Below are 23686 nucleotides of genomic sequence, written 5' to 3'. Positions count from 1 at the left end.
TATGATGTATATTGTCTTTTATTTTTTAGAAGGGGGAAGGAGATAAATATGGATACATTTAAAAGGTTAAAAAGCTTTTATTGGCCATATAGAAAATATTTTTATTGGTCGATTATAACGCTGATTTTTGTATCGAGCATTACAGTCATTTACCCCATCGTGCTTCAGTTCACGATTGATGAAATTATTATTAATGGTGAATACAAATGGGTTCCGTATGTTGCAATCGGGTTTATTCTGATTATGGCTGTAAAGGGTGCTGCGACCTATTGTCATCAATATTTTGGAGATTTGTTCGGTATTCGCTCCGTCTACCAGCTTCGTGAATCCCTGTATGAGAAACTTCAATTCTTACCGTTCCGTTATTACGATAATGCAAAGACTGGTGACCTCATGTCACGGTTAACAGCAGATGTAGAAGGGTTTCGATTTTTCCTTTCTTTCGGATTTTCACAGCTTATCCATTTTGTGCTGATCGTTAGTTTTAGCCTTTCTGTCATGTTCTTCTATTCTATCCCTTTAGCCTTAATCACTCTTTGCATGCTGCCCTTTCTCGCCATTATCGTTTACAAGTTTGATAAAGAAGTACATCCCGCTTTTAGAGGAATTCGAAAATCGATGGCCAACCTTAACACGAAGGTTCAGGAAAACATAAGTGGAATAAATACGGTAAAATCCTTATCTCGTGAAGATTTTGAGATTGGTAAGTTTGATACTTCGAATGAAGACTATAAATCTCAATTTCTACATACCTCCCACATTTGGGCAAGATATTTCCCTATCATGGAACTAATTGGAAATCTGTCAGTCGTTCTTTTATTGGCATATGGCGGATATTTAGTGATAAGGGGAGATCTGACAGCAGGTGAACTAGTAGCCTTCTTTAGTCTTGTATGGTACATCATGGGACCAATCATGAACCTAGGATTTATAATGAATACGTTTTCTCAATCAAAAGCTTCAGGAGAACGACTTTTGGAGATCTTGGATGAACCGCTTGAGATGGAAAATGAAGACAGAAATGTAACCGTGACGAGATTTGAAGGAGAAGTAACGTTTGATCATGTTACGCACCGATATAAAAATGAGAAAAAGGACGCCTTACAACAGGTATCTTTTTCTGTAAAACCTGGGCAGACAATCGGATTAATCGGAGCAACAGGCTCAGGGAAAACATCGATTACCCAGCTGTTGTCCAGGTTTTATGAACCCCATTCAGGAACCATTTTCATTGACGGCAAGCCTTTGCAAGAATATTCACTAAGGACGTTACGAAAAAATATTGGAACCGTCCTGCAAGAATCTTTTTTGTTCTCTTCAACAATTAAAGATAATATTTCTTATGGAAATCCCCATGCAAATATGGAGTTAATAATCGATGCTGCCAAGCGTGCACAAGCCCATGACTTCATAATGGAATTGCCTGACGGGTACGATACGGTTTTGGGAGAGAGAGGCCTTGGTCTTTCAGGGGGGCAGAAACAAAGGATCTCTATTGCCAGAGCGATTCTAATCAACCCGACCATACTCATATTAGATGATGCGACGAGTGCGGTAGATATGGATACGGAATTTAAAATACAGCAGGCATTAAAAGAAGTCATGAAAGGAAGAACGACCTTTATTATTGCTCACCGGATCTCCTCTTTAAAGCATGCTGACGAAATTTTAGTACTTGATGGCGGTTCTGTTGAGGAACGAGGAACTCATGAAGAACTGATCCATCTAGAAGCGGGAGCGTACCGCCGCATTTACGATATTCAATATAAGGATAAAGATAAAGTCTTTCAACATACACGTTTAAAAGGGGTGAGAGGATGAAAGAAACAAAAAAATCAGACCGGTTTCGATACTCCTCTGAACAAGTAATTGATAAACCGTTCAACTGGAAGCAGATTATTAGACTGTTTGGCTTTATGAAGCCATATAGCAAGAATCTGCTTCCGAAGGCTTTCTTAGCGATGATTGTGACAACCGCCGTCAGACTTGCTGTACCTGTTTTTATAGGGGTACTTACCTTTGATCATGCGATAAAGAATAAGGATACATCACTCCTTGTTACGTTGATATTTGTGATATTGGGTCTTTATCTTGTTTCATGGGGAGCAAATACACTCCGCATAAGGTGGATGAACTATCTTGGTCAATACGTAATCTACGACATTCGGCAGCATCTGTTCAAGCATATCCAGCGCCTGTCTCATCGGTTCTTTGATCAGCGTTCAGCTGGATCGATCCTTGTTCGAATCATTAATGATGTGAATTCCTTACAAGATCTGTTCACAAATGGGGTTATCAATGTTCTGATGGATATTATCCTGCTGTTTGGAATCATTGTTATCATGTTTGTGTATAGCCCGGAGCTCACATTAGCCATCATGGTGATCCTGCCATTAATGTTCTTTATTTCCACGAGTCTTCGCAAAAAGATAAGACGGTCTTGGCAGGTTGTTCGTATCAAACAGGCGAAGCTAAACTCTCACTTAAACGAGAGTATTCAAGGAATAAGAGTCACGAAGTCATACACACAAGAAAAACAGAACATGGAATTTTTTAATGGTGTCAATAATGAGACTTATGACAGCTGGAAAACAGCAACTCAGCAAAATGCCTTGTTCCGCCCGTTTGTGGAAATGTCCAACGCCATTGGGACCGCCATTCTTTTATGGTACCTCGGAATGTTCTGGGAGCCGATTTCTCGGCTAGGTCAAGTTTATAACCAGCTATTAGTCGGGATGGCTTCCTCTGAGCGTATCTTTGAATTTTTAGATGAACGGCCAAATGTCCATGAGAAAAAAGATGCTTATGTGTTTAAAAGAATCAATGGAGAAATACAATTCGATTCGGTTGAATTTTCTTATGATCATACTCGAAAAGCGTTAAAAGGAATCGACCTTTCAATTGAAGCAGGGCAAACTGTAGCCTTTGTCGGTCATACTGGTTCAGGGAAGACAACGATTGCTAATTTGGTCAGCCGATTTTATGATCCCACTCGCGGGGATGTTTTGATTGATGGAGTGAATTTAAAGGATGCTAACCTTGCCAGTCTTCGTAAAAAAGTAAGTGTTGTTCTTCAAGATACTTTTATTTTCTCTGGAACGATTAAAGATAATATTCGCTTCGGCAGACCTGATGCCTCAGATGATGAAGTGAAAGAAGCATCAATAGCCGTTGGAGCACATGGTTTTATTCAAAAGCTTTCTAATGGATACGAAACAGAAGTTGAGGAAAGAGGGAATGTGTTATCTGTGGGTGAAAGACAGTTATTGTCTTTTGCCAGGGCATTGTTAGCAGACCCAGACATATTAATTTTAGATGAGGCGACGGCAAGCATTGATACAGAGTCTGAACAAAAAATTCAAACGGCTCTCAAAACATTGCTTAAGGGGAGAACGGCAATCATCATCGCTCACAGACTTTCTACGATCCGTGAAGCAGATAACATTGTTGTTCTTGATCACGGGGAGATCATCGAACAAGGAAATCATGAGGAATTAATGAGTTCACAAGGAGTATATTATCAATTAGTCGTCTCACAGTTTAAGATGCTTGATGCGATTTAAATATAAAAAACGCCTGGGAAATTTGAATTCCAGGCGTTTAATTCCCTTTATTGAAGTGCTTTTTCCAATGTATCGATATTCTGCTTCATAATGGAAAGATAGTTTCGCTTGTTTTTAATATCTTCTTTTGTGAGTGTTTCAAGATTATGAAGAGTCAGTGTGTTGGCACCTACTTCTTTTTTAACCATAGCAGCTACTTTGTTGTTTACGTTTTCTTCATACAATATATAGCTTATTCCTTCTGCTTTGGCATGTTCAATAATCTCTTGAATCTGATGCTGACTAGGCTCATGGGAAGGTGAGAGGCCGCTGATTGCGATTTGCCTTAGACCGTATCGTTCAGCCCAATAGCCATATGCTGCATGAGAGACAATAAACGCATCTTTAGGTGCATTCTCTACTTTTGATTGGAATGCAGAATGAAGTCCTTTTAAGTCTTTGATTAATTCATCATAATTCTTTTTAAATTCATCTTTTGCTTCTGGTTTAATTTTTCGTAATCCCTCGTAAATATTTTGAGCCATTTGCTCTGCAAGAACCGGATCTAGCCATATATGCGGGTCTACAGAACTGTGATCATGTTGTTCTTCACTGGACTCGTGTTCTTTATGTTCTTCATTATGGGTGTAAGCAATTCCTTTTGCAGCATCAATTATAGGAAGTTCTTCTTCCTTTAACGTTTCTGCTACAGAGGAGGAGAACTCATCAGATTCCCATTTATTGTAGACGAAGGCATCACCCTCTGACATTTCAACCATTTTTTTTGTGGATGGTTCATACGTATGTGCATCTGCTCCCGGTGGAATAATGGACGATACATTGACATGCTTACCGCCAATTCTTTCTGTAAAATATTCCAAAGGATACATGGTAGTATATATATTTAATGTTCCATCTTTTGTATCAGAACTGTTGTTTCCGCATGCAGCAGTTACTAACAGAAGCAATAGTAAACAAAGCAATCCAAGTTTTCGCATAGGTGTTTCTCTCCTTTTTAACAAATCCTTTCTTATTATAAGCGTAATGATTACGATTTGTAAAATATTTTTAAATTTGTTGTGACAAATGAGAATTCTTAAAATGAAGTTAGGTTTTATATAAGCAGACGGAAGTCCTTTTTGATATAATGGAATAGGTGCTAAAAAAGCGTTTTAAATAAGCGTGAATCATGCTTAAAAAGGAGAGCGCGTACTAACATGAATATTGCTTTTTATCTATTGCCAAAAGACGAAGTGAAATTTTTAAATCCAGAAGCGACGATGAGACAGGCGCTGGAAAAATTATCTTATCATAAATACACTTCTGTGCCTCTCGTTTCTGAAGACGGCCGTTACATAGGAACATTAACAGAAGGCGACTTGCTATGGAAGCTTAGAGAATCGTTTGAAAAAGGGTATGAAGAAGTTTTGAAAACAAAGCTAAGTGATGTTCCTCAGCGTGTTAACAACATTTCTGTTTCCATTAACTCGAACATGGAAGACCTTATTACTTTGTCAACAGATCAAAACTTTATACCTGTTACTGATGATGATGGGCATTTTATTGGAATTATTAGAAGAAGGGACATAATAAAGTATTGTTCAAACTTGATTTGGGATAAAGAAGTTGCAAAAGATTAAGGCATGAGTCTTAGTCTTTTTGTTCATACAGGAGGCATATGATCAAGTGAAGATAGTAGCAATCGCATCAGGCGGAATGATTGGAGCTATTTTGCGTTTCTGGATTGGTTTACTTCTGTTTGAACCTGAAGCTCTTTTTCCTTTTCCAACTTTGTTTATAAACCTCGGTGGGACTTTTATTCTTGGTTGGTTCGTCGTCTATGGGACTAAACTGTTTAATAGTAAAACGCTCATTCTGGGAATTCAAACAGGATTTTTAGGTTCGTTTACAACGTTCTCAACATTCAGTGTTGAACTTGTTTTATTGCTGGAAAAAAGCTTTTTCGAAATAGCCCTATTGTATTTCGTCATCAGTGCTTTAGGCGGTATCACAGCAATCCTACTCGGCATAGAGCTGGGATCTCGTTTGGCTAAAAAGGCAGGTGCAGAACAATGATCTTAGTCTCTTTTGCTGTAGCTGCCGGAGGTGCGTTAGGCGCGATTGGCAGATATTACGTCAGTCAGCATTTAAACGGGAGCTTTCCTTTTGGTACTCTAAGTGTAAATATTGTGGGTTCGTTTTTATTAGGATGGTATGTGGCAATGGAGGGGTTACAAATACTTGACTCTTTCTATGCAATTGGATTATTAGGTGCACTGACGACATTTTCAACCATTCAGTTTGAAGCAATTTCAATGTATTCAAAAAACAAAAGAAACGCAGTTGTTTATCTAATGGTTACATACATAATTGGATTGATCGCATCATGGACAGGTTTTATCATTGAAAAAATATAAAATAGTTGGTAAGGAGAAACAATGAAAGAATTAGTGATTTCCCTTTTAGAATGGATTATGAGTTTAGGACATTTGGGTATAGCGCTTGGATTAATGATTGAAGTTATTCCAAGTGAGCTTGTTTTATCTTATGGTGGATATATGGTTGCAAAAGGTCACTTGAACTTCACACTTGCAGTCATTGCAGGAACAATCGGAGGAACACTTGCCCAGTTGTTTTTGTACTGGATGGGTTATTATGGAGGACGGCCGTTTTTAGAAAAATATGGAAAGTACATCTTAATCTCCAGAAAACAGATCGATCTCTCTGAGAGATGGTTTAACAAATACGGTACAGGTGTTATCTTCTTTGCTCGTTTCATTCCCGTTGTGAGACATGCGATAAGTATTCCTGCTGGAATTGCAAAGATGTCATTTACTAGATTTACTTTGTTTACGACACTCGCAGTCATTCCATGGTCTATTTTCTTTATCGAGCTTGGAAGCAGGCTTGGCAGCAACTGGGAAGATATCAAAACGATTGCTGCACCTTACACAAGAGGCATAACAATTGCTGCAGTCGTTATTATTTTCCTCGTTATTTTATATAAAGTGAAAAAGAAATAAGATCAATCTCTTTTGAAAGCCCGCTTAAAATGAAGCGGGCTTTTTTTATTTGTATCTCGGACAAATTCTAATCAGGGTTGTCCATAACATATATATTCCTACTGTGAATGATGTTAGAGAAGGAGGCAGGTGTTATGGAAGTTTTCATTAAAAGCTACCATGAAACGTATGATGCTGCCAAGGTAAACGAACTGCTTCAGCGTATTAAAGCTTATAACGAAAAAGTGGTTATGGCTGCAAGAGTCTCCGAAGCGATGAGGGTATGCGGCTACTCTAAGGGGGACATCGATCAAGTTTTGAAGCAGCTTCGTGGGGGGGACAGTCCCTAGACAAATACATTTTCAGCCGAAATGTCCATTTGGAGCGGACGCTTCGGCTGAAGGATCATAAATTTTTTTGAGGGCTCATAAAATGTATGTAAGGGCCCATAAAAAAATTCGAAGGCTCATAAAACCTGATCAAGGGACCATAAATGTTACATCACACACGTTTTGTACCGCCATCTAAAGAAAAAAAGCCGCAGTTTTTAGTGATCTCTAACTAAAAAGCGGCTTTTCTTCTTTATTAAAAACTGTTCTATCCATGGACAGGCATTTTCTTCACAAAGAAGGCTAAAATACGATATACTACGTAGGAAGAGGTGATTGTTTTGGAAATTACATTAAGCGCTAAAAAATATATAGAAGAAGTGCTTGAAATGAACAACGCTAACGGTATTCGCGTTTATTTTTCGGGTATGGGCTGAGGCGGTCCAAAGCTTGGCCTGGCTCTGGATGAGCCGGAAAACTCGGATATTATTGAAGAAATTAACGGCATTCGTGTCGCTTTTGATCAGAGAATCAAAGACCAGACAACACGTTTGAAGCTTGATTTTGAAGACTCCAAAGAAGGTTCTGGTTTGGTTATGCTAGGACAGGAAGAATGTTGTTAAAACAAAAACCGCTTTTTGACAAAAAACTTTGTCATTAAGCGGTTTTTTCTTTTCCTATTATCGTTGTGATTTTCTAAAACCAGCATCAATAGCTTCTTGTTCTGTACAAAACCATTTCTCTGGCTTAGTAATCTTATAATATCTGCCGGTTTCAACATGGTAGATTTTTTCACCGGATGAGGTGATATTGCCTTTAATGGAACAGTCAGGATTTTCAACATCCTTGTTAGAAGACGTCTCTTTTGCAACAAAACCTTCCTCTTGAACATAGTTCTCAAGACTCCAAATGCCAACACCATCTTCTTGGGCCTGTTTTTGTATGCTTTGGTAGTCATCCACATATTTTGTGTTCGGTTCAAAGATATACGCAACACGAGCAAGGCCATTTTTTAGCAGTGCTTCCTGAACGCTGTTTCCGTCAGCGTAAACGTAAGCAAGAAGTCTACCATATTTATCGCGTTCACCGATACCAAGCTCAAGCTCCACATTGGAGTCAGATAGCAGTTTTTCTGTAAATCGGCTTGCTTCTTTACTAAAAGGTTGAACAGGTTTAGAGGGATGCACGCTCTCAGGTGTATCAACAAGTAAGAATCGCACTGTCTCATTTTTTCCATCTACATTCACTTTTATTGTATCGCCATCTACTACTTCGATTACTTTTACTGAAATTCTGTTTTGGTCAGAAGAATCTTTAGGCGAGCATGCTGCTATCACAACGATTAAAGCGGAAAGGGTAAAAAAGTAAATCCACTTCCTTTTCATATGTATCATCCCTTAATCAATCAATTTACTGTATAGGTATACCCTTTATCTATTATAATAAAGAGTAGATAGGAGATTATAGAATATCACAATTTTGATACATGTGATATTCATAGAAAGGAGAATACCTATGAAAATGTTACATAAGATGCTCATGATCAGTTTTGCTCTGCTTTTAACGTTGGCAGTGGCAGGTTGTGGGAATGATTCAACGTTAGAGAAAGCCCAGCTTGAAGATCAGAATGGGGAACCAGTAACCGTGTTTCCATCTAACAAACCTTCTTTAATCTTTTTGTTTACAACAGCGGGCTGAGGACTCTGTCAAGCTCAGCTGGTTCAGCTGAAAGAGAATATGGACAAGTTTGACGATTTGGATGTGAATATTTACGCAGTGAGTTCAGATACGGTTGACCATTTATCTGCTCTTCATCAGGAGATGCAGCCCACCTTTCCGTTCTTATCAGATGGAGATTTTAAATTGATTGATCATCTGGACATGAAGGGTGAAGGTGTTGCGAAAAGAGGCTATGCATTAGTCGATTCAAAAGGGAAAGTGATCTTCACCCAAGTTAATGATTATTGGGGAGAACAGATCGACCAAACATCAAAACAAATTCACGATGAATACAAAAAACTTGAACAATAGTCCGGAGCAAATCCGGGCTTTTTTTATTGATGCTAACTGTCACAGATTCTCCATATTAGCTTCATTACAATAGGGGTATAATGGATATAGAAACCATCAAGGAGGCAATCGAGATGTTGAAAAAATCATTGTGGCTCGCGGCAATCTCAATTCTGGCTGTGGGAATTCTGGCAGCTTGCGGCGGCGGAAAAGATAAAGAAGAAAGCACAAAGAATGCAGAAGAAACGATTACGATTCAAGCGAGCAATTTTGAATTTGATCAAAAAGAATATAAAATTCCCGCAAATAAAGATGTTGCTCTAAAACTTGAAAATGTTGACGGCAATCACGGATTGATGATTGAAGGAGAAAAAGTGAACATTTCAGGCGGTTCATCTGATGTTGTAAACCTTAAGCCTGGTGAATACACACTTCGTTGCAGCGTTCCATGTGGATCGGGGCACGCAGAAATGGTATCAAAACTAGTTGTGGAATAAAAAATATGCCCTCCGACTAAACTTGTTGGAGGGCTTTTAGTTTGCCTATAAAAGAGATAGGACTTGATAAAGTTTGTCATTGCTCGGAACATCCTTCGTTGTAGAAGCCCATAAATTCCCTAGCAGCCGGGGCATCATTTGATCAGATGGGATGGTACCACGGTTATTAAGAAAATAAACATAATACAAGAGATATAGCCATGAAGAAACAGGCAATAAAATATCATCAGCAAACACATGGCTTTCTGTAATCGTAGCAAAGGAGTGAGATTCCCAACCTGAAACAAAACGCGACCGTTTTCCATTGAGTTTTGATTCTATGTAATGCAGAGAGTGAGCTACTTGAGGATCATCATCACCATCCGCATGTGCTAAACGAGATTGCATTTCTAAAGAAAGATTCTCCAATTTTTCAACTTCGGCAACAACATGGCACAGTGCTTTATCGTATTGACCATTAGCAGGTATCCACCTGTTCCGTTCTAAAATGTCTACAAAAGATAGGTCATCATGGGGTATGTTTTTATAAGGTGGACGAAACGTTTGCCGTCCATATTTAATAAGATGAGGAGAGTCTTTTAAAAAATGAGCTCCTGCATACCACTGATTCTTTTGATCGTGAAATAGTCGTTCACCCGATGAAAGGGAATAAGCTCGAAACAGATTTTTTTTGTTAAACTCATAAGCCGGAAGTTTCTCTTGTTGTAGTGAGCGGATCGTTGATTCTTCTGGCGTTTCAATGGGCGTCAATACAAATGTATGAATTCGCAAAAAGTCCACGTTCCTCTAATTTTTAATTTTTTGAAAGGTATGTTTCAAATCTGAGAAAGCCTCTTTTACAGTTGTAAAGCTGTTCTTCTTCTGATGAAGGTCATATCGCAAATATTCCTTCTTTCCCTGAAGAAGCTGCTGCTGGGTTTTCACGTCATTCATTCGGGCTGTCATGCTGTCACCGGTGCTTTTCATTTTTTCCACAGTCGTAAGTGATTCTTTAATCGCTTTAAATCCTGGGAGTAAAAAAATGACTGCAAGAACGGCACAAGCTAGCAAAAACAAGATTAACCACATCATCAAAAAATCGCCTCCAATCTTCTTTCTCTTCTAAAATACCCGTAAACCTTTAAGAAAAAACAAAAAACCATGGTGATTTTTTCCGTGGTTTATCGTTTTGGGCAAGTAGAGCAGCATGTCCCGTTTTCTGTTTTATAATAAAGGCAGCATGTTTTTCGAACTTTTGTTTGTTCGCACCCGGAAGGAGGAGCGAAACGATGAAACGGATTTTTGGATAATCCAAAATGAAAGGCGGGGGCATCCATAAAGAAAGCATAATCCTCTTGAATGCGTTGTTTCATTTCTTCAGAATGATCTTCACTTAACCATGTTTCATAAATCCAGCGTATGTAAATCCATGCATTCTCCCAGAGTGTTGCTTTTGAAATCCGAGCAGCGCCTGCTACATGACTAAGCATGATCGTGACATTTTCTTTAAATAACGTTTCCAGCACAATGGATCGAAAATCTTCTCTTGACCCATTGCAATGTCGGGCAGCAGAAGCATCTTTTAACGTAAACGAGGGGAGCCACATGCTCTCGGAATTATGATCAATTAAGTAGACGTTCTCAATTTTCATATCAAACGACTTATTCAGCATTGTCATTCCATAAAGACAAGCTGTCAGACTGCAAAAAGCATACCGTTTAAAGAAAAGTGATGCGGTTACAGGTCTCTGTTTTGAACCGATACGTGGTCCAGTTTGATCCAAAAAGTCTAAAAGTTTTACTTCGTCTAATAGCTGTTCAGCCGCCACGACACCTTCATTCTTAAATGGAGCTTGAAAGGAAAATCGATAGTTATGGCTAATATGATTTTTTTCATCTGCCGTCCAGCCGGTAGACTTAGGCGTACTGAGGAGTACTGACATGGCGAAGAACACGCCCCTTTCCATATGGAATACACATTGGAGTACCAAATACAGGATCAGGAATAATGGTACATGTCATTTGGAAAACATCTTTCACAAGTCGTTCATTCATGATTTCTTCAGGTGCACCTTGTGCATAAACCGATTTATCTTGAAGCGCTACAATATGATGGGCGTATCGGCAAGCTAGGTTCAAATCATGAAGCACCATTACGATGGTACGTTGCTCTTTTTCGTTTAATTCAAAAAGCAGATCAAGAATCTCGACTTGATGAGTCATATCTAAATAGGTTGTTGGTTCATCTAGTAAAATCGTATCCGTACCCTGTGCAAGTGTCATGGCAATCCATGCACGCTGACGCTGTCCGCCTGAAAGGGAATCAACCGGAGCTTCCATAAAAGGAAGCAAGTTCGTGGCTTTTAGAGCATTCATAACCGCCTCTTCATCCTCAGAAGACCATTGTTGCAACCAGGATTGATAAGGAAACCTTCCTTGCTTAACAAGCTGAAGAACTGTCAATCCTTCAGGGGCAACAGGACCTTGCGGGAGGATAGCAAGCTCTTTTGCTACTTGTTTTGTAGAACGTTTCACGATATCTTTCCCATTTAATAGAACATTGCCTCCCTTTGGACTTAAAAGTCGGGCCATGGAACGTAACAGCGTGGACTTTCCGCATCCGTTGCTTCCTATTAAGACGGTTATTCTGCCTTTTGGAATCTGTAAATTCAATCCGTCAATGATTGGTTCTTTTCCATAAGCTAACGTAAGGTTTGAAGTTGTGATTACGCCCATTGTGAGATCCACTCCTGTTATTGATTTTTAAACAATAGATAAATGAAATAGGGTGCACCAATCGCTGCTGTAAAAACGCCAGCTGGCACTTCTAAAGGTGAAAAAAGGGTTCTGCCAGCTAAGTCTGCTAAAACGACCATGATTCCGCCAATTAATGCTGAAGCAGGGAACAATCCTCCAAATGAGGAACCTGAAATCCTTCTAGCAATATGAGGTCCGATCAATCCGACAAACCCCATCGCTCCTGCAAAAGCAACTGCTGAGCCGGCTAAAGCTGTACAAGCCATAAGCAGCATAAACCGTTCACGATGGACAGCGATTCCTGCACCTTTCGTAAGATCATCACCAAAAACTTGAATGTTCAACCTTCGAACAAGAAGGATGAGAACTGGAATCATAATAACAAACCACGGCAGCATAGCTTTTACTTCTTTCCATGAGGTTCCGTACACGGTACCTGTGAGCCAGATGGTCGCCTGACTCGCTCGATAAATTGGACCCATCAACATCATTAAAGTAGTAAGTGCTTGAAAGAGTGCCATTAGTCCAATGCCTATTAAAATGAGACGAATGGGAGTAACACCGTCTTTCCAGGCTAATCCGTAGATTAAAAAAGCTACAATAGTTGCACCTATGAATGCGAATGCAGGGAGATAATTAATGCTCATGATAAGGTTATTGCTATCATCACTGAACATTGTCAAAAACGAAACGGCAGCAAAGCCTGCACCACCCGTGATCCCAATCATGTCAGGAGAAGCAAGCGGATTTCGAATTACTCCTTGTAAGATTGCACCAGATAAAGCGAGAGAAGCGCCTGCGATAAAAGCGACCAACACTCTTGGGAGCCTGAATTCCATTACAATGAGCTGATTCATATCTATACCTGAGCCCGTCAAAGCTCTTAAAACATCCAAAGGTGCGATATACATCTCGCCGACACCAATACTAATGAGCATTAAAAAAAGGGCAACGAAAGCCATCAGAACAAGTGCAAGAGTTGTTTTTTTATCGATTAAGTAGGAGTAGGACTTTCTCTGTATGACCCAATACTTTTTCATTTTTGAAAAATTCCTTTACGAACAATGTATATGAAAAATGGTGTTCCGATTAAAGCGGTAACAACTCCAACAGGGGCTTCCTCGGGCATGATGATGTAGCGAGCACCAATATCTGCAGCAACAAGCATAATACCGCCTGTAAGTGCTGAAAAAGGAACAACCCATCGATGGTCATTTCCGACTAGGTATCTAGCAAAGTGTGGTACAACAATTCCTATAAAGCTGATCGGTCCTGCAATCGCTACAGATCCTCCAGCTAGCAAGATTACCATAAGTGCCGCTAAGAATTTGAAGAGTATTGTTTTTTGACCTAAGCTGACCGCCACGTCTTCACCTAATGCAAAAGCATTCAACTGGCGTGAGAGCAGAATGGAAATAACCCATGCAATTAATAAAGCAGGCATAACGGTGGCTAACATAGAAAGTTTTCTGCCTTCAACAGAACCTGCAAGCCAAAACAGTACTTCGTCCAACGCTTTTTCGTTTGTCACAAGCATCCCTTGCGTTAAGGATGCAAACAAGGCGGCCATTACAGCTCCAGCAAGCGTTAATTTTACAGGAGTCAATCCTCCTTTTCCGGCTGATCCGAGCAGATAAGCTAACCCAGATGCAACAGCAGCGCCTAGAAATCCAATCCACATAAATTGCTGTACAGGTGTAATTCCTAAAAATGTAACGCCAAAAACAATAAAAAAACCTGCACCAGCATTTACACCAAAAATATCAGGTGATGCGATTGGATTTCTTGTTAATGCTTGCATGAGAACTCCGGCTATTCCTAGACTGATTCCGACTGCCATTCCAACTAAAGCACGTGGAACCCGGGACAGCTGGATGATTAAATGTTCATTCGACCCATTAAACGCGGTGTATGCTTCAATTGCCATAGCAAGGGTAGTATCAGTGTATCCTAGAACAACACTTAAAATGATCATCATGAAAGCCAGGACTAAACCGATCAGCAGACCCACTGTTTTTATATGAGTATTACGTAGTATTCCATTCATAGAAGCCTCTTTTACTAATGAAAAATATTCTCAATTACAGTTTAAAAGTAAAGTAGTTTTCTGTCAATGACTTTGAAAATCATTATCATTTAGGTGTTGACAACGTATACAAGACATATTATGATACGAAATGTAATTGATTATCATTATCATTTACATAAATGAGAAGGGGAGAGAACAGAATGAAAAAGATTACATACAAATGGCTTGCACTTGCAGCTGTCCTCACATTAATGCTTGCTTTAGCTGCATGCGGAGGGAAAGAGGAAACAAAGAAAGAAGATAATAAAGGCGGATCTGATTCTTCATATAAAGTTGAACATGCTATGGGCACGGCAGATGTAAAAAGCAACAAGCGAGTAGTCGTATTAACGAATGAAGGAACAGAAGCTGTTTTGGCTCTTGGCGTAAAACCTGTTGGAGCCGTTAAGTCTTGGTTAGGCGATCCTTGGTACGACCATATTAAGGACGACATGGAAGGCGTTGAAGTAGTAGGTGATGAAAGTGCGGTTAACATTGAGAAGATCATATCGTTAAAACCAGATCTTATCATCGGAAACAAGATGCGCCAAGAAAAGCAATATGATGAACTGAATAAAATCGCACCTACCGTATTTGCAGAAGACCTTCGCGGTGATTGGAAAATCAACTTTGAACTTTACTCTAAAGCGTTAAATAAAGAAGAAAAAGGCAAGGAAGTATTAGCTGCGTTTGATAAGCGAATCGAAGACTTTAAAACGGAAGCTGGAGATAAGCTGAAAACCGAAGTATCCATGGTGCGTTTCATGCCAGGAAAATCTCGTATCTATCATCAAGATTCGTTCTCAGGTGTGATTCTTAAACAAATCGGTTTCGCCCGTCCTGGTGACCAAAACAAACCTGATTTCGCTGAAGAAGTAACACAAGAACGCATTCCTGAAATGGATGGAGACATGCTGTTCTATTTTACTTACGAAGCTGGAGACGGTAAAGCAACAGAAACGGAAAAAGAGTGGACGAATAACCCACTTTGGAAAAACCTTGAAGTTGTTAAATCAGGAAATGCACACAAAGTAAGTGACGCGGTCTGGAACACAGCTGGCGGTGTAAAAGCAGCGAACTTAATGATCGATGATCTTGAGAAATACTTTTTAGAAAAATAAGGTTTAAACAAGAGGAAGCGGGTCATCGCTTCCTCTTCTCTTTTTTCGAATTTTATGTAGAAATTCCGATAAGAAATTCGCAACGTACAATTAATCCCTCTTAACGTGGAAGAATCAAAAATACCGTTTAATTAATTCAAAAACGTGGATATAAGTATGACTAACTTAAATTTAATATAAATAATGATAATCTCTCATCGTTTTCTTCCATAAAATTTCCTATAATAGATAGAGATATAAATAGCAGGGGATTGACATTCGATGAAGGTATCAGGTGAGATTTTTCGAAACAAAAGTTTTCTTTATTTTTGGATGAGCTCGATGTTAACTGCGATGGGCGACAGCATTTTTATGATCACGTTAATGTGGCTGCTCGTACAGATTTCAGGCTCACCTGTTGTTGTTGGAACATACATACTTGTTGTTACGTTAACTAAATTTTCATTCGTGCTGTTTGGAGGTGTTGTAGTAGACCGCTTTTCAGTGAAAAAGCTTTTAATAGGATCTGCTATTGGCAGAGGTAGTATTTTGCTGCTTTTATTTGCAGTTATAGCAGCTGGTGATCCTAATCTATTCTTTTTCTATGCAGCTGGGGTGATCTTCGGTTTGATCGATGCGGTCAGTGAGCCTGCTGCTATCACGTTCAGAACAAGACTTGTTCCAGAAAAGCATTACACGCAGTCGATGAGTTTATTGATGATGGCTGGTCAGGCTGCAAGTGTCGTTGGTCCTTTGCTTGGAGCGATGCTCTATGCGATATATGATGCTAAAATGGCGTTTTTGTTGAACGGATTCGCGTTCTTTGCAGCTGCAGGATTGTTTCTATTCATTTCGGTAAAAGAAGAGAGGTCAGTAGAAGAGTCTTCATCGTTTTTTGCTGGCATCAAAGAAGGATTTGCTTTTTTTGTAGGTTCACCGGTTCTTGCAACTATGGCGGCTTTTGCTTTCTTTGCAAATGCAGCGGTAGGAGCAGTTATGGTAAGTTTGCCTTTTTTGATGAAGGACCTCAATTATGGTATTCAAGGCTATGGATGGGCTCATACGTCTCTTGCTATAGGAAGCGTCGTTGCAGCCATACTTTTTTCCTTGTTCGTCATCCATAGACCGAAGCCATACATGACGTTGTTGACTTGTTTTTTACAAGGAGCGAGCATCCTTCTCATTGGATTCTTCTCTGAAGACCTTGCTCTATTGTTATTCTTTCTTGCGTTAGTAGGCTTTTTAGAAGCGGCGGTAAACGTTATTGCTCCTAGTGTGAATCATGCGTTAATACCACCAAAACTGTTCGGACGGGTAATTGGAATCATGGTAATCATTATGGGCATTTCTGAACCAATCGCAGCAGGAACCGCGGGTCTCCTTATCGAAAAAATAGGTGCTGATGGCATTTTTGTTTGGGGTGGATCCATGGAAATGCTAGTAGCTGTAATCGTGTTCTCATTTCCTTTTATTCGACATTTTAAATCAAATGAAGAGCGTTCTTAATTTTTTCACAATATTGCAATAAAACTGACATATCTTGTACGAGGGGAATGAAAGTTTCTGCATAAATTAATTAGTAGAAGCAAATTTATTCCTGGAGGTTTTACAATGGAAAAAAAACCGTCATATGAAAAGGAACTGCAAAAACGTGAGATTTTAATGAAGGATGAACAAACGAACGCATGGTTTTACGAAGACCACATAACAGCTATTGTTAAGCGAGCACAAAAAGAAGGTGCCTTTGACGATCTTGAAGGAATGGGGAAACCGCTTAGTATTGATGAAGATTTAGTTTATAACCCCGAGAAGCGGCTTCATAAAGTGATGAATGATAATAACGTATTACCAAATTGGGTGAAACTTGGTAAGGAGATAGACGTATTAAAAGAGGAACTAAAAATGTATGCGGTAGAATACAACATAAAAAAAACAGTAGAAACCATTAATCAAAAAGTGTTTCACCACAACTTAACATGTCCGCCTACAGCTCAGCGGATGAAAGTGAAACTGGAGGACGTTTTGAACAAATAATTGGAGGTTGTATGGCAAAAATAAGTGTTATGAATGCTGAACATTATCAATGGGGAGATGCATGCGATGGCTGGCACCTCCTTAAACAAGACGACTTAAGTATCATTCATGAAAAAATGCCTCCTCATTCTTCAGAAGTAAGGCATTATCATGTGTTCTCCCGGCAGTTTTTCTTTCTGTTAAGTGGTGAGGCTATTATAGAAAAAGATGGTGAAGAATGGACGTTATATCCACAACAAGGTATTGAAATCCCGGCAGGTACTCCTCATCAGATTCGAAACGAATGCAATGAACCTGTTGAGTTCATCGTCACCTCACAACCACCCGCACACGGAGATCGAGTTGTTGTCAAAAAAGTAAAAAGCATCAGTCATGTGACCCTTTAAGTCGTATTAAAGGGTTTTTTTATTTGGACAAAAAAACTAAAACCCCACTTATATGTGATGGTTTTAGTCTCGTCTGTCAATGAATTATTCTTCGGTCAGACTCGAAACAGATACACTTTGCTTATCATTAGGGTTACTTAGCGGATGAATGGTAGCCATTTCGTTCTGCTGGTCTACGTGCTCAATGTATACAGGCTCTCCGTTATAAGTAACGTTCGCCATATGTGTAGATGAAGTAATTTCTTGTGCTCGCTGTGCGTCCATTGTATTTACCTCCTTACCTTACGATTCATAACAAATTTAATATTTGCAACCGTTTTTTGAAATATTCAGGTTGTGTGGTGAAGTTATGCATTCTTAGACGATTGGGAAAGCTATTGAAAAAACGGACTGGAGAAGATGTGATGCTAAAATACAAAAAATCCACAAACAAAACTGTCCGAATTGAAAATTTTGAAGTACCTGATGAAGATGAGACACTTTGGATCTTTTATCATTCACCTGAGGAAATGAAAAAAGACGCCATCCTCGATAAAATCGAGCTTCATCATCTAGCAATAGCAGCATTCTCTACTTTTTCAGAACACCCAAAGATCAACGTGTATGCGAATCATGCTGTTGTTTCAACCTTTTATTTAGAGACGGACAGCCTAGAACCGATTCGGATCAATCTTTTGATCGGCACACAATATTTGATAGTATTGGCTGAACATCCTACACCCTTTAGGGAACAGCTTGTAAAAGACTTTAAGGAGAATCCGGAACACATGCAGCACGTCAGTTATATGCTTTATTATTTTATGAAGGATATTGTGGATTCTTATTTAGAAGTGGTAGATCAGCTTTCCAACGAATTTTTGGAATTGGAGAAAAGTGTATTCGTTGATCCTTTAAAACGAGAGATCGGGCATAAGGTCTACCGGTGGAAAAGCCGATTGCACAAACTAAGACAATATGTTGAGGCAGAAGAAATCGTTATTCAAAAAATGGGTCATGATGATTTTGAATATGCCAATGAGGAGTCAGGGTTTTATTTTAAGGATCTGCTATCATCTTTTTCAAGAGTGACGACGGCGTTTGACAGTTTTAAAGAAAATTTGAAGGGCATTTTAGATCTTCAGATGTCATTAAAGTCAGATCACATGAACCGGATTATGAAAACGTTAACGCTCGTCAGTGCTGTTTTTGTGCCGCTTACTTTTATAGCTGGTTTGTATGGAATGAATTTTGAAGTCATTCCAGAGTTGAAATGGCAATATGGATATTTTTATGTACTCTCACTTTGCTTTGCATTAGCGGTCATAATTATGGGCTATTTTAAGAAAAAAAGATGGTGGTAGTTCTTACATAAAAAATGAGCCGAAGCGAAAAATAACAAAAAGGAGGGCATCTCATTTGGAAAAAAGACCTTATTATGTGAATGTAGAAGGTGGAGAAATTCTTCCGATTAAAACTGCATCGTCATTTCAGTTTGAAATATCTGCCTCTGATGAAGATGTGAGAAAGCTAGCGAAAATGTTTGATGAGATGGAGAGTACGGCAAACGATACATTCGTCCGCACACACTTGCCGTATGTGCCGTATTCCAACGATAGAGATAATGACAGATATGATCATAAGTTACAAGAAGTCTACCGATTCATCCACGACTTGGGGCAGGATGAAACAAGACAATTCATTGAAACGATGAAATTCTGGAACCCAGAAAAGCCCGTAACACGAGAAAAAAGGCTAGAGAATGATTGATCTCTAGGCCTTTTCTTTCTTAATAAACGAAATAAGCAATATAAATCATTATCGTGATAATCACTGTAAATGCAAATATGGCGATAAAAACCGGATTAAGAAGAGCGGTATGCCTTGTTACAGCCGGATTTACTTTATCTTCGGTGTACGTCTTTTGTTTTCTGCCAATTTGAATCGTCCACCATAGCCCTGCCGCAGCAACAAGGACAGACAATAAAATCAGGATTAGTGTCAACAAACGTTTTCACTCCTTATCTTTTTGTTTGTCCTAGTTTTTGTGGAATTACCGGGTTTCATGCATAACGACAGAAGGTTGCTCTAATGAATCAAGAGATTCAAGTTTATCCTTAACGAGTGTCATGATTTTTGCTTGATCACTCTTTTGAAAGATATTGTATTGATCACTGTCTATCATTAAAACAGGTGTTTTGTCGTAAGCTTTAATCCATTCTTTGTATTTTCCATGAAGCGTTTTATAGTAAGCCAATAGTTCAGGATTTTCTTCAATTTGCTCATAAGATCGTCCTCTTTGTCGGATGCGGTCTAGAACCGTATCAAGATCGCTGTCTAAATAAACAAGCAGGTCAGATCGGGATTTTGGCATCTTGTCGATCTCATTCATCATCGTTTCAAGCAAGTCTTTATACGTATCCAGTTCGAGCTGTGTCATGTTGCCAGAATCATAATTCAACTCGGCAAATATCAAATCTTCATAAAGGCTTCGATCCAGTACGTTATCTGGACTTGTGCGTGCCTGGCGAATCGTTTTAAAACGGGTATTTAGGAAATAAATTTGAAGCGGAAAAGCCCATCGCTTCGGGTTTTTGTAATAATCGGGTAAAATAGGGTTATCTACGACGCTCTCGTAAAAAATCTCGCTGCCGAGCTGATTGCTAAAAAACTCAGCATATGTTGATTTACCCGTGCCGATCATACCTGCCATTAAAATCACGGTATGTGTCCTCCGTTCAAGTCGTATGTAAAAATCTATATATGGTATGTATAGCTTGAAAGCCCTTCTAAATATATCACGTAATGACTAAGGTGAACAGAGGTTGTTTATCACCTATAAGATAAAAAAGAATCTACAGAAAAGTAAATAAGTTGAGATGGAGATGAGATAATGACGATCAAAATTAGAGTGTTCTCAGATTTTGTTTGACCATACTGTTTTTTAGCGGAGGCTCCGCTATTAGAGGCAACAAAGGATGAAGATGTAGAAATAGAATGGATGCCGTTCGAGTTGCGTCCATTTCCACAAGAAACGCTTAAGCCGGAAGGAAGCTATATTCAGAGAGCTTGGAATGAATCCGTTCTTCCACAAGCACAAAGGATGGGAGTCAACATGATCTTACCGGAAATATCTCCACAACCGCATACTCATTTAGCGCATGAAGGTCTATTGTTTTCCAAAAAACTTGGAAAAGAAAAAGATTATGCCCATCGTGTTTTTACAAGCTTCTATCAAGAAGGAAAAGACATTGGTCAGATTTCAGTCCTTCGACAGATTGCTGAGGAAGTCGGATTAGAGGCAGACGCATTTGAGCAAGTGCTTGTTTCCCGGGAACTTAGTGATGAAAGAGAAGCATTCTTAAAACAAGCGAATGAAGAAGTAAAGATAACGGCAGTACCGACTATGTTTATTGGGGACAGAGTGTTAAAAGGGCTGCATCCTAAGGCTAATATTGAACGAGCACTGAGAGGCGCGATCCGTGATGATAAAATGGAGTTTTGTGAAGGTGACGATTGCGAGTAAAAAAAGAGCAGAAAAAAGAGCGCTTTGAAGGATTTCCTTCTTGGCGCTCTTTTTTGTTCTTAACAATGAAAAAAGGGGGTTGTTGATAGGGATGTCTATAATATAGCAAGTCTCAAAAAAAAGAAGAGAAATATGTGATTTTTTTGATAAACGTTATCACTTTGTGACAAAGGCGCGCTGACGGACTAAAGTTACGGTACAAAAGAAAGAGCCCTTGTAAGGGGAGGGCTCTTTCAGGGAAAGGGGGGTACACTATTATCAGACGAATCAAATAAAAATAAGTTTCAAAAAATGTGAATTTTCTTATCAATCCTTTCAAAAAGTGATAAAGTTATAAAACAGAAAAAGAAGAGAGAGGGAATTGGGGATGAGTGGCTTTTTTTCTAAGTGGCATCCGGCTGTAATCGTTATCGTATCGGGTACACTGTTTACACGTGCTGCTTTTTTTATGACGATGCCGTTTTTGGCTATCTACTTGTATAGTGAAAAAGGAATAGAGCCTGCGATGGTAGGATTAATTATTGGGGTTAGTGCCTTAACAGGTACATTCGGTGGTTTCTTCGGGGGTTATCTTTCAGACCGAATCGGACGGCTTCCGGTAATGACAGCTGCTATCTTTACATGGAGTGCCGTATTTGCAGGATTTGCTATTGCTGAACATGTTTGGCACTTTTTTTTATTAAATATGTTAAATGGTCTTTGCCGGTCATGGTTTGAACCGATCTCTAGAGCACTCCTTGCTGATGTGACTACAAAAGAAAATCGTCTGCGGGTATTTAATGCTCGTTATTTTGCCATAAACGTTGGAGCTGCAATAGGTCCTCTCGTCGGCACACAGCTCGGGACAACTTCTTCTATGACGGCATTTTATATCACTTCACTAGCCTATCTTTTGTACGGAATTGTTATTTTTGGAACATTACGAGGTTATTCATCTTCTCTAAGTGGTGGAGAAGAAAGAAAGTTTTCTATAAAATCAGCGTTAACGGTCCTCTCTAAAGATAAAGTGCTTGCGTTTTTTTTAATAGGAAACACGATAGTAATGATGGCAGAGTCACAGATGGATACAACGCTGGCGCAATATATAGGGAACGCACCCCAGTTTGAGAATGGCATTAAACTGTTTGCCTACTTGGTCGTCACGAATGCTGTCACCGTCCTTATCTTGCAATATCCTGTTACAAACTACGTGAAAAGGTTTCAGCCGATGAACGCGCTCCGCTTCGGCAGTTTTGCTTTCAGTCTGGCACTGTTAGGGTTTGGATTGTCAACAAATTGGGTGTTTCTAGTAGTTAGCATGGTGTTTTTAACGGTAGGAGAAATTATCGTGTTTGTTATGAGTGATGTGTTGTTAGACGATCTAGCACCAGACCATATGAGAGGTACTTACTTTGGAGCAATGTCATTTCGTTCAATCGGATTTAGTGCAGGACCTTGGATCGGAGGAGTACTTCTTAGTACTTTCGGTTTTGAACAGGGGTTCTATGTATTCGGCTGCTTAACGCTCATATCTTTAACAGCACTGCCTTTTTTTCAATATGGAGAAGTGATAAGAAAGAACGTTGCAAGAAGTCATTCTGTTTTCACTTAAGAAAGGAGTTTACAATATGATTACAGGAATTGAGCATACAGGAATCATGGTATCAAATATGGAGAGGTCACTTGCGTTCTATACGGATACGCTAGGACTGAAGCTTTTAGATCGCTTTCATCATACGAGTGTCCCGGTTGAACTCGCTTTTTTAGGAGTTGACGAGAAGGTGTTGGTCGAATTGATTGCAGGATATACAGGGGAAGTTACAGACGAAGGAAAAGTGCATCACCTCGCCTTTTCGGTCATCAATATTCAAGAGAAGTTTGAGCAGTTGAAAGAAAAAGGAGTCCCGTTAAAAGACAAAGAGATTACTGAGCTGCCGAACGGTAAGTATTTTTTCTTCTTTGGACCTGATCAAGAGTCACTTGAATTTTTCGAACGAAAATAAAAAGGAGAGATTGCAGAGAATTTTCTGCAGTCTCTTTTTTTAAGATATTGTAAAATTGATGAACAAAAAAGAGGGATAAGATCTGAGTCGTAGAAGTTCTTCGAAACCATTAAATACCAGGCAATGTTTCTTTTAAGTACTGATTTGAGCAATATTCTACGCCATATTTGTAGCGATGTTCTCGAACATTTCGGGCTTTATTGGGATCGATGCGAATCCTTCTTATCTCTGGATAGGCTTCCATAATCTTTAGAGCAATCTTATCACCAGGTTCATCGGGGTCTGTTAGAACGTATACATCATCACAAATAAGCAATGCTTCTTCAATCGCTCTTCTTTCTTTATGACGAAAGGAAATTCCATTTAAGATAACAAAATGGGCGTGAGGGTCAACACTCTGAACTCTCAGTTGATCACTTTTGCCTTCAACAATGTATCCGGTCATAGCGCCTCCCTGTAAAACATAAGATTCATTTTCATTTTATGGAGTGCATATCG

Annotated in this window: 30 protein-coding genes and 2 pseudogenes; 20 read left to right on the top strand and 12 right to left on the bottom strand. The window is 39.3% G+C overall.

Annotated features, from left to right (window positions below; translation table 11 throughout):
- The first annotated feature begins 48 nt into the window (after window positions 1-48).
- Entirely contained in the window at window positions 49-1821 is a 1773-nt protein-coding gene (locus tag KUV80_RS07370) for an ABC transporter ATP-binding protein (RefSeq protein ID WP_222462002.1), read from the top strand.
- Complete coding sequence (locus tag KUV80_RS07365) at window positions 1818-3563, top strand: ABC transporter ATP-binding protein (protein WP_222462001.1); 1746 nt, start codon at window positions 1818-1820, stop codon at window positions 3561-3563. Before KUV80_RS07370 ends, KUV80_RS07365 begins: the two co-directional genes overlap by 4 nt.
- A 47-nt stretch (window positions 3564-3610) precedes the next feature.
- Here KUV80_RS07365 and KUV80_RS07360 read toward each other — a convergent pair whose 3' ends face one another.
- Complete coding sequence (locus KUV80_RS07360; RefSeq protein ID WP_222462000.1) at window positions 3611-4540, bottom strand: metal ABC transporter solute-binding protein, Zn/Mn family; 930 nt, start codon at window positions 4538-4540, stop codon at window positions 3611-3613.
- 219 nt (window positions 4541-4759) lie between these two features.
- On the opposite strand from KUV80_RS07360, the gene KUV80_RS07355 reads away from it, so the two are divergent.
- The 6 genes from KUV80_RS07355 (at window position 4760) to KUV80_RS18825 (ending at window position 7496) form a co-directional block, all read left to right on the top strand.
- Complete coding sequence (locus KUV80_RS07355; protein WP_222461999.1) at window positions 4760-5182, top strand: CBS domain-containing protein; 423 nt, start codon at window positions 4760-4762, stop codon at window positions 5180-5182.
- 46 nt (window positions 5183-5228) lie between these two features.
- Entirely contained in the window at window positions 5229-5618 is a 390-nt protein-coding gene (crcB, locus tag KUV80_RS07350; protein WP_338083470.1) for a fluoride efflux transporter CrcB, read from the top strand.
- Window positions 5615-5959, top strand: coding sequence for a fluoride efflux transporter FluC (locus KUV80_RS07345; protein WP_222461998.1), 345 nt, complete (start codon window positions 5615-5617; stop codon window positions 5957-5959). Before crcB ends, KUV80_RS07345 begins: the two co-directional genes overlap by 4 nt.
- A gap of 21 nt (window positions 5960-5980) precedes the next feature.
- Complete coding sequence (locus KUV80_RS07340) at window positions 5981-6565, top strand: DedA family protein (RefSeq protein WP_222461997.1); 585 nt, start codon at window positions 5981-5983, stop codon at window positions 6563-6565.
- Between the two features lie 134 nt (window positions 6566-6699).
- The gene (locus KUV80_RS07335; protein WP_222461996.1) at window positions 6700-6894 is read left to right on the top strand and encodes a hypothetical protein; all 195 of its coding nucleotides are present in this window, start codon (window positions 6700-6702) and stop codon (window positions 6892-6894) included.
- Between the two features lie 320 nt (window positions 6895-7214).
- A complete protein-coding gene (locus KUV80_RS18825) occupies window positions 7215-7496 on the top strand; it encodes an adhesin (RefSeq protein WP_222461995.1) in 282 nt (93 codons plus the stop codon).
- A gap of 57 nt (window positions 7497-7553) precedes the next feature.
- Here the strand turns inward: KUV80_RS18825 and KUV80_RS07325 are convergent, their stop codons facing one another.
- Window positions 7554-8258 (bottom strand): thermonuclease family protein, encoded by a 705-nt coding sequence (locus tag KUV80_RS07325; RefSeq protein WP_222461994.1) that lies wholly within the window; start codon window positions 8256-8258, stop codon window positions 7554-7556.
- A gap of 130 nt (window positions 8259-8388) precedes the next feature.
- On the opposite strand from KUV80_RS07325, the gene KUV80_RS07320 reads away from it, so the two are divergent.
- The 3 genes and pseudogenes from KUV80_RS07320 to KUV80_RS07310 all read left to right on the top strand — a co-directional run bounded on the left by KUV80_RS07320 (window position 8389) and on the right by KUV80_RS07310 (window position 9380).
- On the top strand, window positions 8389-8571 hold the full coding sequence (locus KUV80_RS07320) for a hypothetical protein (RefSeq protein ID WP_222461993.1): 183 nt from the start codon (window positions 8389-8391) through the stop codon (window positions 8569-8571).
- Window positions 8572-8586: 15 nt separating this feature from the next.
- A pseudogene (locus tag KUV80_RS07315) lies at window positions 8587-8904 on the top strand (redoxin domain-containing protein); the annotation flags it as partial.
- Window positions 8905-9017: 113 nt separating this feature from the next.
- On the top strand, window positions 9018-9380 hold the full coding sequence (locus KUV80_RS07310; protein ID WP_222461991.1) for a cytochrome C oxidase subunit II: 363 nt from the start codon (window positions 9018-9020) through the stop codon (window positions 9378-9380).
- A 45-nt stretch (window positions 9381-9425) separates the two neighbouring features.
- Here the strand turns inward: KUV80_RS07310 and KUV80_RS07305 are convergent, their stop codons facing one another.
- From KUV80_RS07305 to KUV80_RS07280, 6 genes are all read right to left on the bottom strand, one after another.
- Window positions 9426-10151 carry a hypothetical protein gene (locus KUV80_RS07305; protein WP_222461990.1) on the bottom strand — a complete coding sequence of 242 codons (726 nt, stop codon included), beginning with the start codon at window positions 10149-10151 and terminating at the stop codon, window positions 9426-9428.
- Between the two features lie 15 nt (window positions 10152-10166).
- Window positions 10167-10451, bottom strand: a complete 285-nt coding sequence (locus KUV80_RS07300) for a hypothetical protein (protein WP_222461989.1) — start codon at window positions 10449-10451, stop codon at window positions 10167-10169.
- An 89-nt stretch (window positions 10452-10540) separates the two neighbouring features.
- Window positions 10541-11302: an IucA/IucC family C-terminal-domain containing protein gene (locus tag KUV80_RS07295; RefSeq protein ID WP_222461988.1), complete on the bottom strand. Its 762-nt coding sequence runs from the start codon at window positions 11300-11302 to the stop codon at window positions 10541-10543.
- On the bottom strand, window positions 11277-12095 hold the full coding sequence (locus tag KUV80_RS07290; protein ID WP_222461987.1) for an ABC transporter ATP-binding protein: 819 nt from the start codon (window positions 12093-12095) through the stop codon (window positions 11277-11279). The genes KUV80_RS07295 and KUV80_RS07290 overlap by 26 nt, the downstream gene beginning before the upstream one ends.
- Before the next feature lie 17 nt (window positions 12096-12112).
- Window positions 12113-13156, bottom strand: coding sequence for a FecCD family ABC transporter permease (locus KUV80_RS07285; protein ID WP_222461986.1), 1044 nt, complete (start codon window positions 13154-13156; stop codon window positions 12113-12115).
- Entirely contained in the window at window positions 13153-14163 is a 1011-nt protein-coding gene (locus KUV80_RS07280) for a FecCD family ABC transporter permease (RefSeq protein WP_222461985.1), read from the bottom strand. The genes KUV80_RS07285 and KUV80_RS07280 overlap by 4 nt, the downstream gene beginning before the upstream one ends.
- Window positions 14164-14345: 182 nt before the next feature.
- On the opposite strand from KUV80_RS07280, the gene KUV80_RS07275 reads away from it, so the two are divergent.
- From KUV80_RS07275 to KUV80_RS07260, 4 genes are all read left to right on the top strand, one after another.
- Window positions 14346-15305 carry an ABC transporter substrate-binding protein gene (locus tag KUV80_RS07275; RefSeq protein ID WP_222461984.1) on the top strand — a complete coding sequence of 320 codons (960 nt, stop codon included), beginning with the start codon at window positions 14346-14348 and terminating at the stop codon, window positions 15303-15305.
- 261 nt (window positions 15306-15566) lie between these two features.
- Complete coding sequence (locus KUV80_RS07270; protein WP_222461983.1) at window positions 15567-16790, top strand: MFS transporter; 1224 nt, start codon at window positions 15567-15569, stop codon at window positions 16788-16790.
- Between the two features lie 105 nt (window positions 16791-16895).
- Complete coding sequence (locus KUV80_RS07265; protein WP_222461982.1) at window positions 16896-17318, top strand: DUF1992 domain-containing protein; 423 nt, start codon at window positions 16896-16898, stop codon at window positions 17316-17318.
- 11 nt (window positions 17319-17329) lie between these two features.
- On the top strand, window positions 17330-17704 hold the full coding sequence (locus KUV80_RS07260; protein ID WP_222461981.1) for a cupin domain-containing protein: 375 nt from the start codon (window positions 17330-17332) through the stop codon (window positions 17702-17704).
- 84 nt (window positions 17705-17788) lie between these two features.
- On the opposite strand, the gene KUV80_RS07255 is transcribed toward KUV80_RS07260, so the two are convergent.
- Window positions 17789-17968 carry a small acid-soluble spore protein H gene (locus KUV80_RS07255; RefSeq protein WP_222461980.1) on the bottom strand — a complete coding sequence of 60 codons (180 nt, stop codon included), beginning with the start codon at window positions 17966-17968 and terminating at the stop codon, window positions 17789-17791.
- A 140-nt stretch (window positions 17969-18108) separates the two neighbouring features.
- Between KUV80_RS07255 and KUV80_RS07250 the strand changes: the two genes are divergently transcribed.
- Window positions 18109-19044 (top strand): magnesium transporter CorA family protein, encoded by a 936-nt coding sequence (locus KUV80_RS07250; protein ID WP_222461979.1) that lies wholly within the window; start codon window positions 18109-18111, stop codon window positions 19042-19044.
- Window positions 19045-19099: 55 nt separating this feature from the next.
- Window positions 19100-19450: a hydrolase gene (locus KUV80_RS07245; protein ID WP_222461978.1), complete on the top strand. Its 351-nt coding sequence runs from the start codon at window positions 19100-19102 to the stop codon at window positions 19448-19450.
- A 19-nt stretch (window positions 19451-19469) separates the two neighbouring features.
- Here KUV80_RS07245 and KUV80_RS07240 read toward each other — a convergent pair whose 3' ends face one another.
- On the bottom strand, window positions 19470-19688 hold the full coding sequence (locus KUV80_RS07240) for a hypothetical protein (protein WP_222461977.1): 219 nt from the start codon (window positions 19686-19688) through the stop codon (window positions 19470-19472).
- A 45-nt stretch (window positions 19689-19733) separates the two neighbouring features.
- Window positions 19734-20393: a deoxynucleoside kinase gene (locus KUV80_RS07235; RefSeq protein ID WP_222462281.1), complete on the bottom strand. Its 660-nt coding sequence runs from the start codon at window positions 20391-20393 to the stop codon at window positions 19734-19736.
- Window positions 20394-20624: 231 nt separating this feature from the next.
- On the opposite strand from KUV80_RS07235, the pseudogene KUV80_RS07230 reads away from it, so the two are divergent.
- The 3 genes and pseudogenes from KUV80_RS07230 to KUV80_RS07220 all read left to right on the top strand — a co-directional run.
- Window positions 20625-21206, top strand: a pseudogene (locus tag KUV80_RS07230) (DsbA family oxidoreductase); the annotation flags it as partial.
- Between the two features lie 367 nt (window positions 21207-21573).
- Window positions 21574-22797 carry an MDR family MFS transporter gene (locus tag KUV80_RS07225; protein ID WP_222461976.1) on the top strand — a complete coding sequence of 408 codons (1224 nt, stop codon included), beginning with the start codon at window positions 21574-21576 and terminating at the stop codon, window positions 22795-22797.
- Between the two features lie 16 nt (window positions 22798-22813).
- Entirely contained in the window at window positions 22814-23188 is a 375-nt protein-coding gene (locus tag KUV80_RS07220; RefSeq protein ID WP_222461975.1) for a VOC family protein, read from the top strand.
- A 109-nt stretch (window positions 23189-23297) separates the two neighbouring features.
- On the opposite strand, the gene KUV80_RS07215 is transcribed toward KUV80_RS07220, so the two are convergent.
- Complete coding sequence (locus tag KUV80_RS07215) at window positions 23298-23633, bottom strand: toprim domain-containing protein (RefSeq protein WP_222461974.1); 336 nt, start codon at window positions 23631-23633, stop codon at window positions 23298-23300.
- Window positions 23634-23686 lie beyond the last annotated feature (53 nt).

It is taken from the genome of Fictibacillus nanhaiensis (genome assembly GCF_019801215.1).
Classification (GTDB): domain Bacteria; phylum Bacillota; class Bacilli; order Bacillales; family Fictibacillaceae; genus Fictibacillus; species Fictibacillus nanhaiensis_C.
The sequence above is the reverse complement of the archived record's forward strand: the minus strand, read 5'-3'. Positions and strand labels throughout refer to the sequence as shown.

Excerpts from the sequence above, each read along its gene's own strand:
- KUV80_RS07370 (WP_222462002.1), top strand. The coding sequence starts at position 49 with ATGGATACATTTAAAAGGTTAAAAAGCTTTTATTGGCCATATAGAAAA.
- KUV80_RS07365 (WP_222462001.1), top strand. The coding sequence starts at position 1,818 with ATGAAAGAAACAAAAAAATCAGACCGGTTTCGATACTCCTCTGAACAA.
- KUV80_RS07360 (WP_222462000.1), bottom strand. The coding sequence starts at position 4,540 with ATGCGAAAACTTGGATTGCTTTGTTTACTATTGCTTCTGTTAGTAACT.
- KUV80_RS07355 (WP_222461999.1), top strand. The coding sequence starts at position 4,760 with ATGAATATTGCTTTTTATCTATTGCCAAAAGACGAAGTGAAATTTTTA.
- KUV80_RS07345 (WP_222461998.1), top strand. The coding sequence starts at position 5,615 with ATGATCTTAGTCTCTTTTGCTGTAGCTGCCGGAGGTGCGTTAGGCGCG.
- KUV80_RS07340 (WP_222461997.1), top strand. The coding sequence starts at position 5,981 with ATGAAAGAATTAGTGATTTCCCTTTTAGAATGGATTATGAGTTTAGGA.
- KUV80_RS07335 (WP_222461996.1), top strand. The coding sequence starts at position 6,700 with ATGGAAGTTTTCATTAAAAGCTACCATGAAACGTATGATGCTGCCAAG.
- KUV80_RS07325 (WP_222461994.1), bottom strand. The coding sequence starts at position 8,258 with ATGAAAAGGAAGTGGATTTACTTTTTTACCCTTTCCGCTTTAATCGTT.
- KUV80_RS07320 (WP_222461993.1), top strand. The coding sequence starts at position 8,389 with ATGAAAATGTTACATAAGATGCTCATGATCAGTTTTGCTCTGCTTTTA.
- KUV80_RS07310 (WP_222461991.1), top strand. The coding sequence starts at position 9,018 with ATGTTGAAAAAATCATTGTGGCTCGCGGCAATCTCAATTCTGGCTGTG.
- KUV80_RS07300 (WP_222461989.1), bottom strand. The coding sequence starts at position 10,451 with ATGATGTGGTTAATCTTGTTTTTGCTAGCTTGTGCCGTTCTTGCAGTC.
- KUV80_RS07295 (WP_222461988.1), bottom strand. The coding sequence starts at position 11,302 with ATGTCAGTACTCCTCAGTACGCCTAAGTCTACCGGCTGGACGGCAGAT.
- KUV80_RS07290 (WP_222461987.1), bottom strand. The coding sequence starts at position 12,095 with ATGGGCGTAATCACAACTTCAAACCTTACGTTAGCTTATGGAAAAGAA.
- KUV80_RS07285 (WP_222461986.1), bottom strand. The coding sequence starts at position 13,156 with ATGAAAAAGTATTGGGTCATACAGAGAAAGTCCTACTCCTACTTAATC.
- KUV80_RS07280 (WP_222461985.1), bottom strand. The coding sequence starts at position 14,163 with ATGAATGGAATACTACGTAATACTCATATAAAAACAGTGGGTCTGCTG.
- KUV80_RS07275 (WP_222461984.1), top strand. The coding sequence starts at position 14,346 with ATGAAAAAGATTACATACAAATGGCTTGCACTTGCAGCTGTCCTCACA.
- KUV80_RS07270 (WP_222461983.1), top strand. The coding sequence starts at position 15,567 with ATGAAGGTATCAGGTGAGATTTTTCGAAACAAAAGTTTTCTTTATTTT.
- KUV80_RS07265 (WP_222461982.1), top strand. The coding sequence starts at position 16,896 with ATGGAAAAAAAACCGTCATATGAAAAGGAACTGCAAAAACGTGAGATT.
- KUV80_RS07260 (WP_222461981.1), top strand. The coding sequence starts at position 17,330 with ATGGCAAAAATAAGTGTTATGAATGCTGAACATTATCAATGGGGAGAT.
- KUV80_RS07255 (WP_222461980.1), bottom strand. The coding sequence starts at position 17,968 with ATGGACGCACAGCGAGCACAAGAAATTACTTCATCTACACATATGGCG.
- KUV80_RS07250 (WP_222461979.1), top strand. The coding sequence starts at position 18,109 with ATGCTAAAATACAAAAAATCCACAAACAAAACTGTCCGAATTGAAAAT.
- KUV80_RS07235 (WP_222462281.1), bottom strand. The coding sequence starts at position 20,393 with ATGGCAGGTATGATCGGCACGGGTAAATCAACATATGCTGAGTTTTTT.
- KUV80_RS07225 (WP_222461976.1), top strand. The coding sequence starts at position 21,574 with ATGAGTGGCTTTTTTTCTAAGTGGCATCCGGCTGTAATCGTTATCGTA.
- KUV80_RS07220 (WP_222461975.1), top strand. The coding sequence starts at position 22,814 with ATGATTACAGGAATTGAGCATACAGGAATCATGGTATCAAATATGGAG.
- KUV80_RS07215 (WP_222461974.1), bottom strand. The coding sequence starts at position 23,633 with ATGACCGGATACATTGTTGAAGGCAAAAGTGATCAACTGAGAGTTCAG.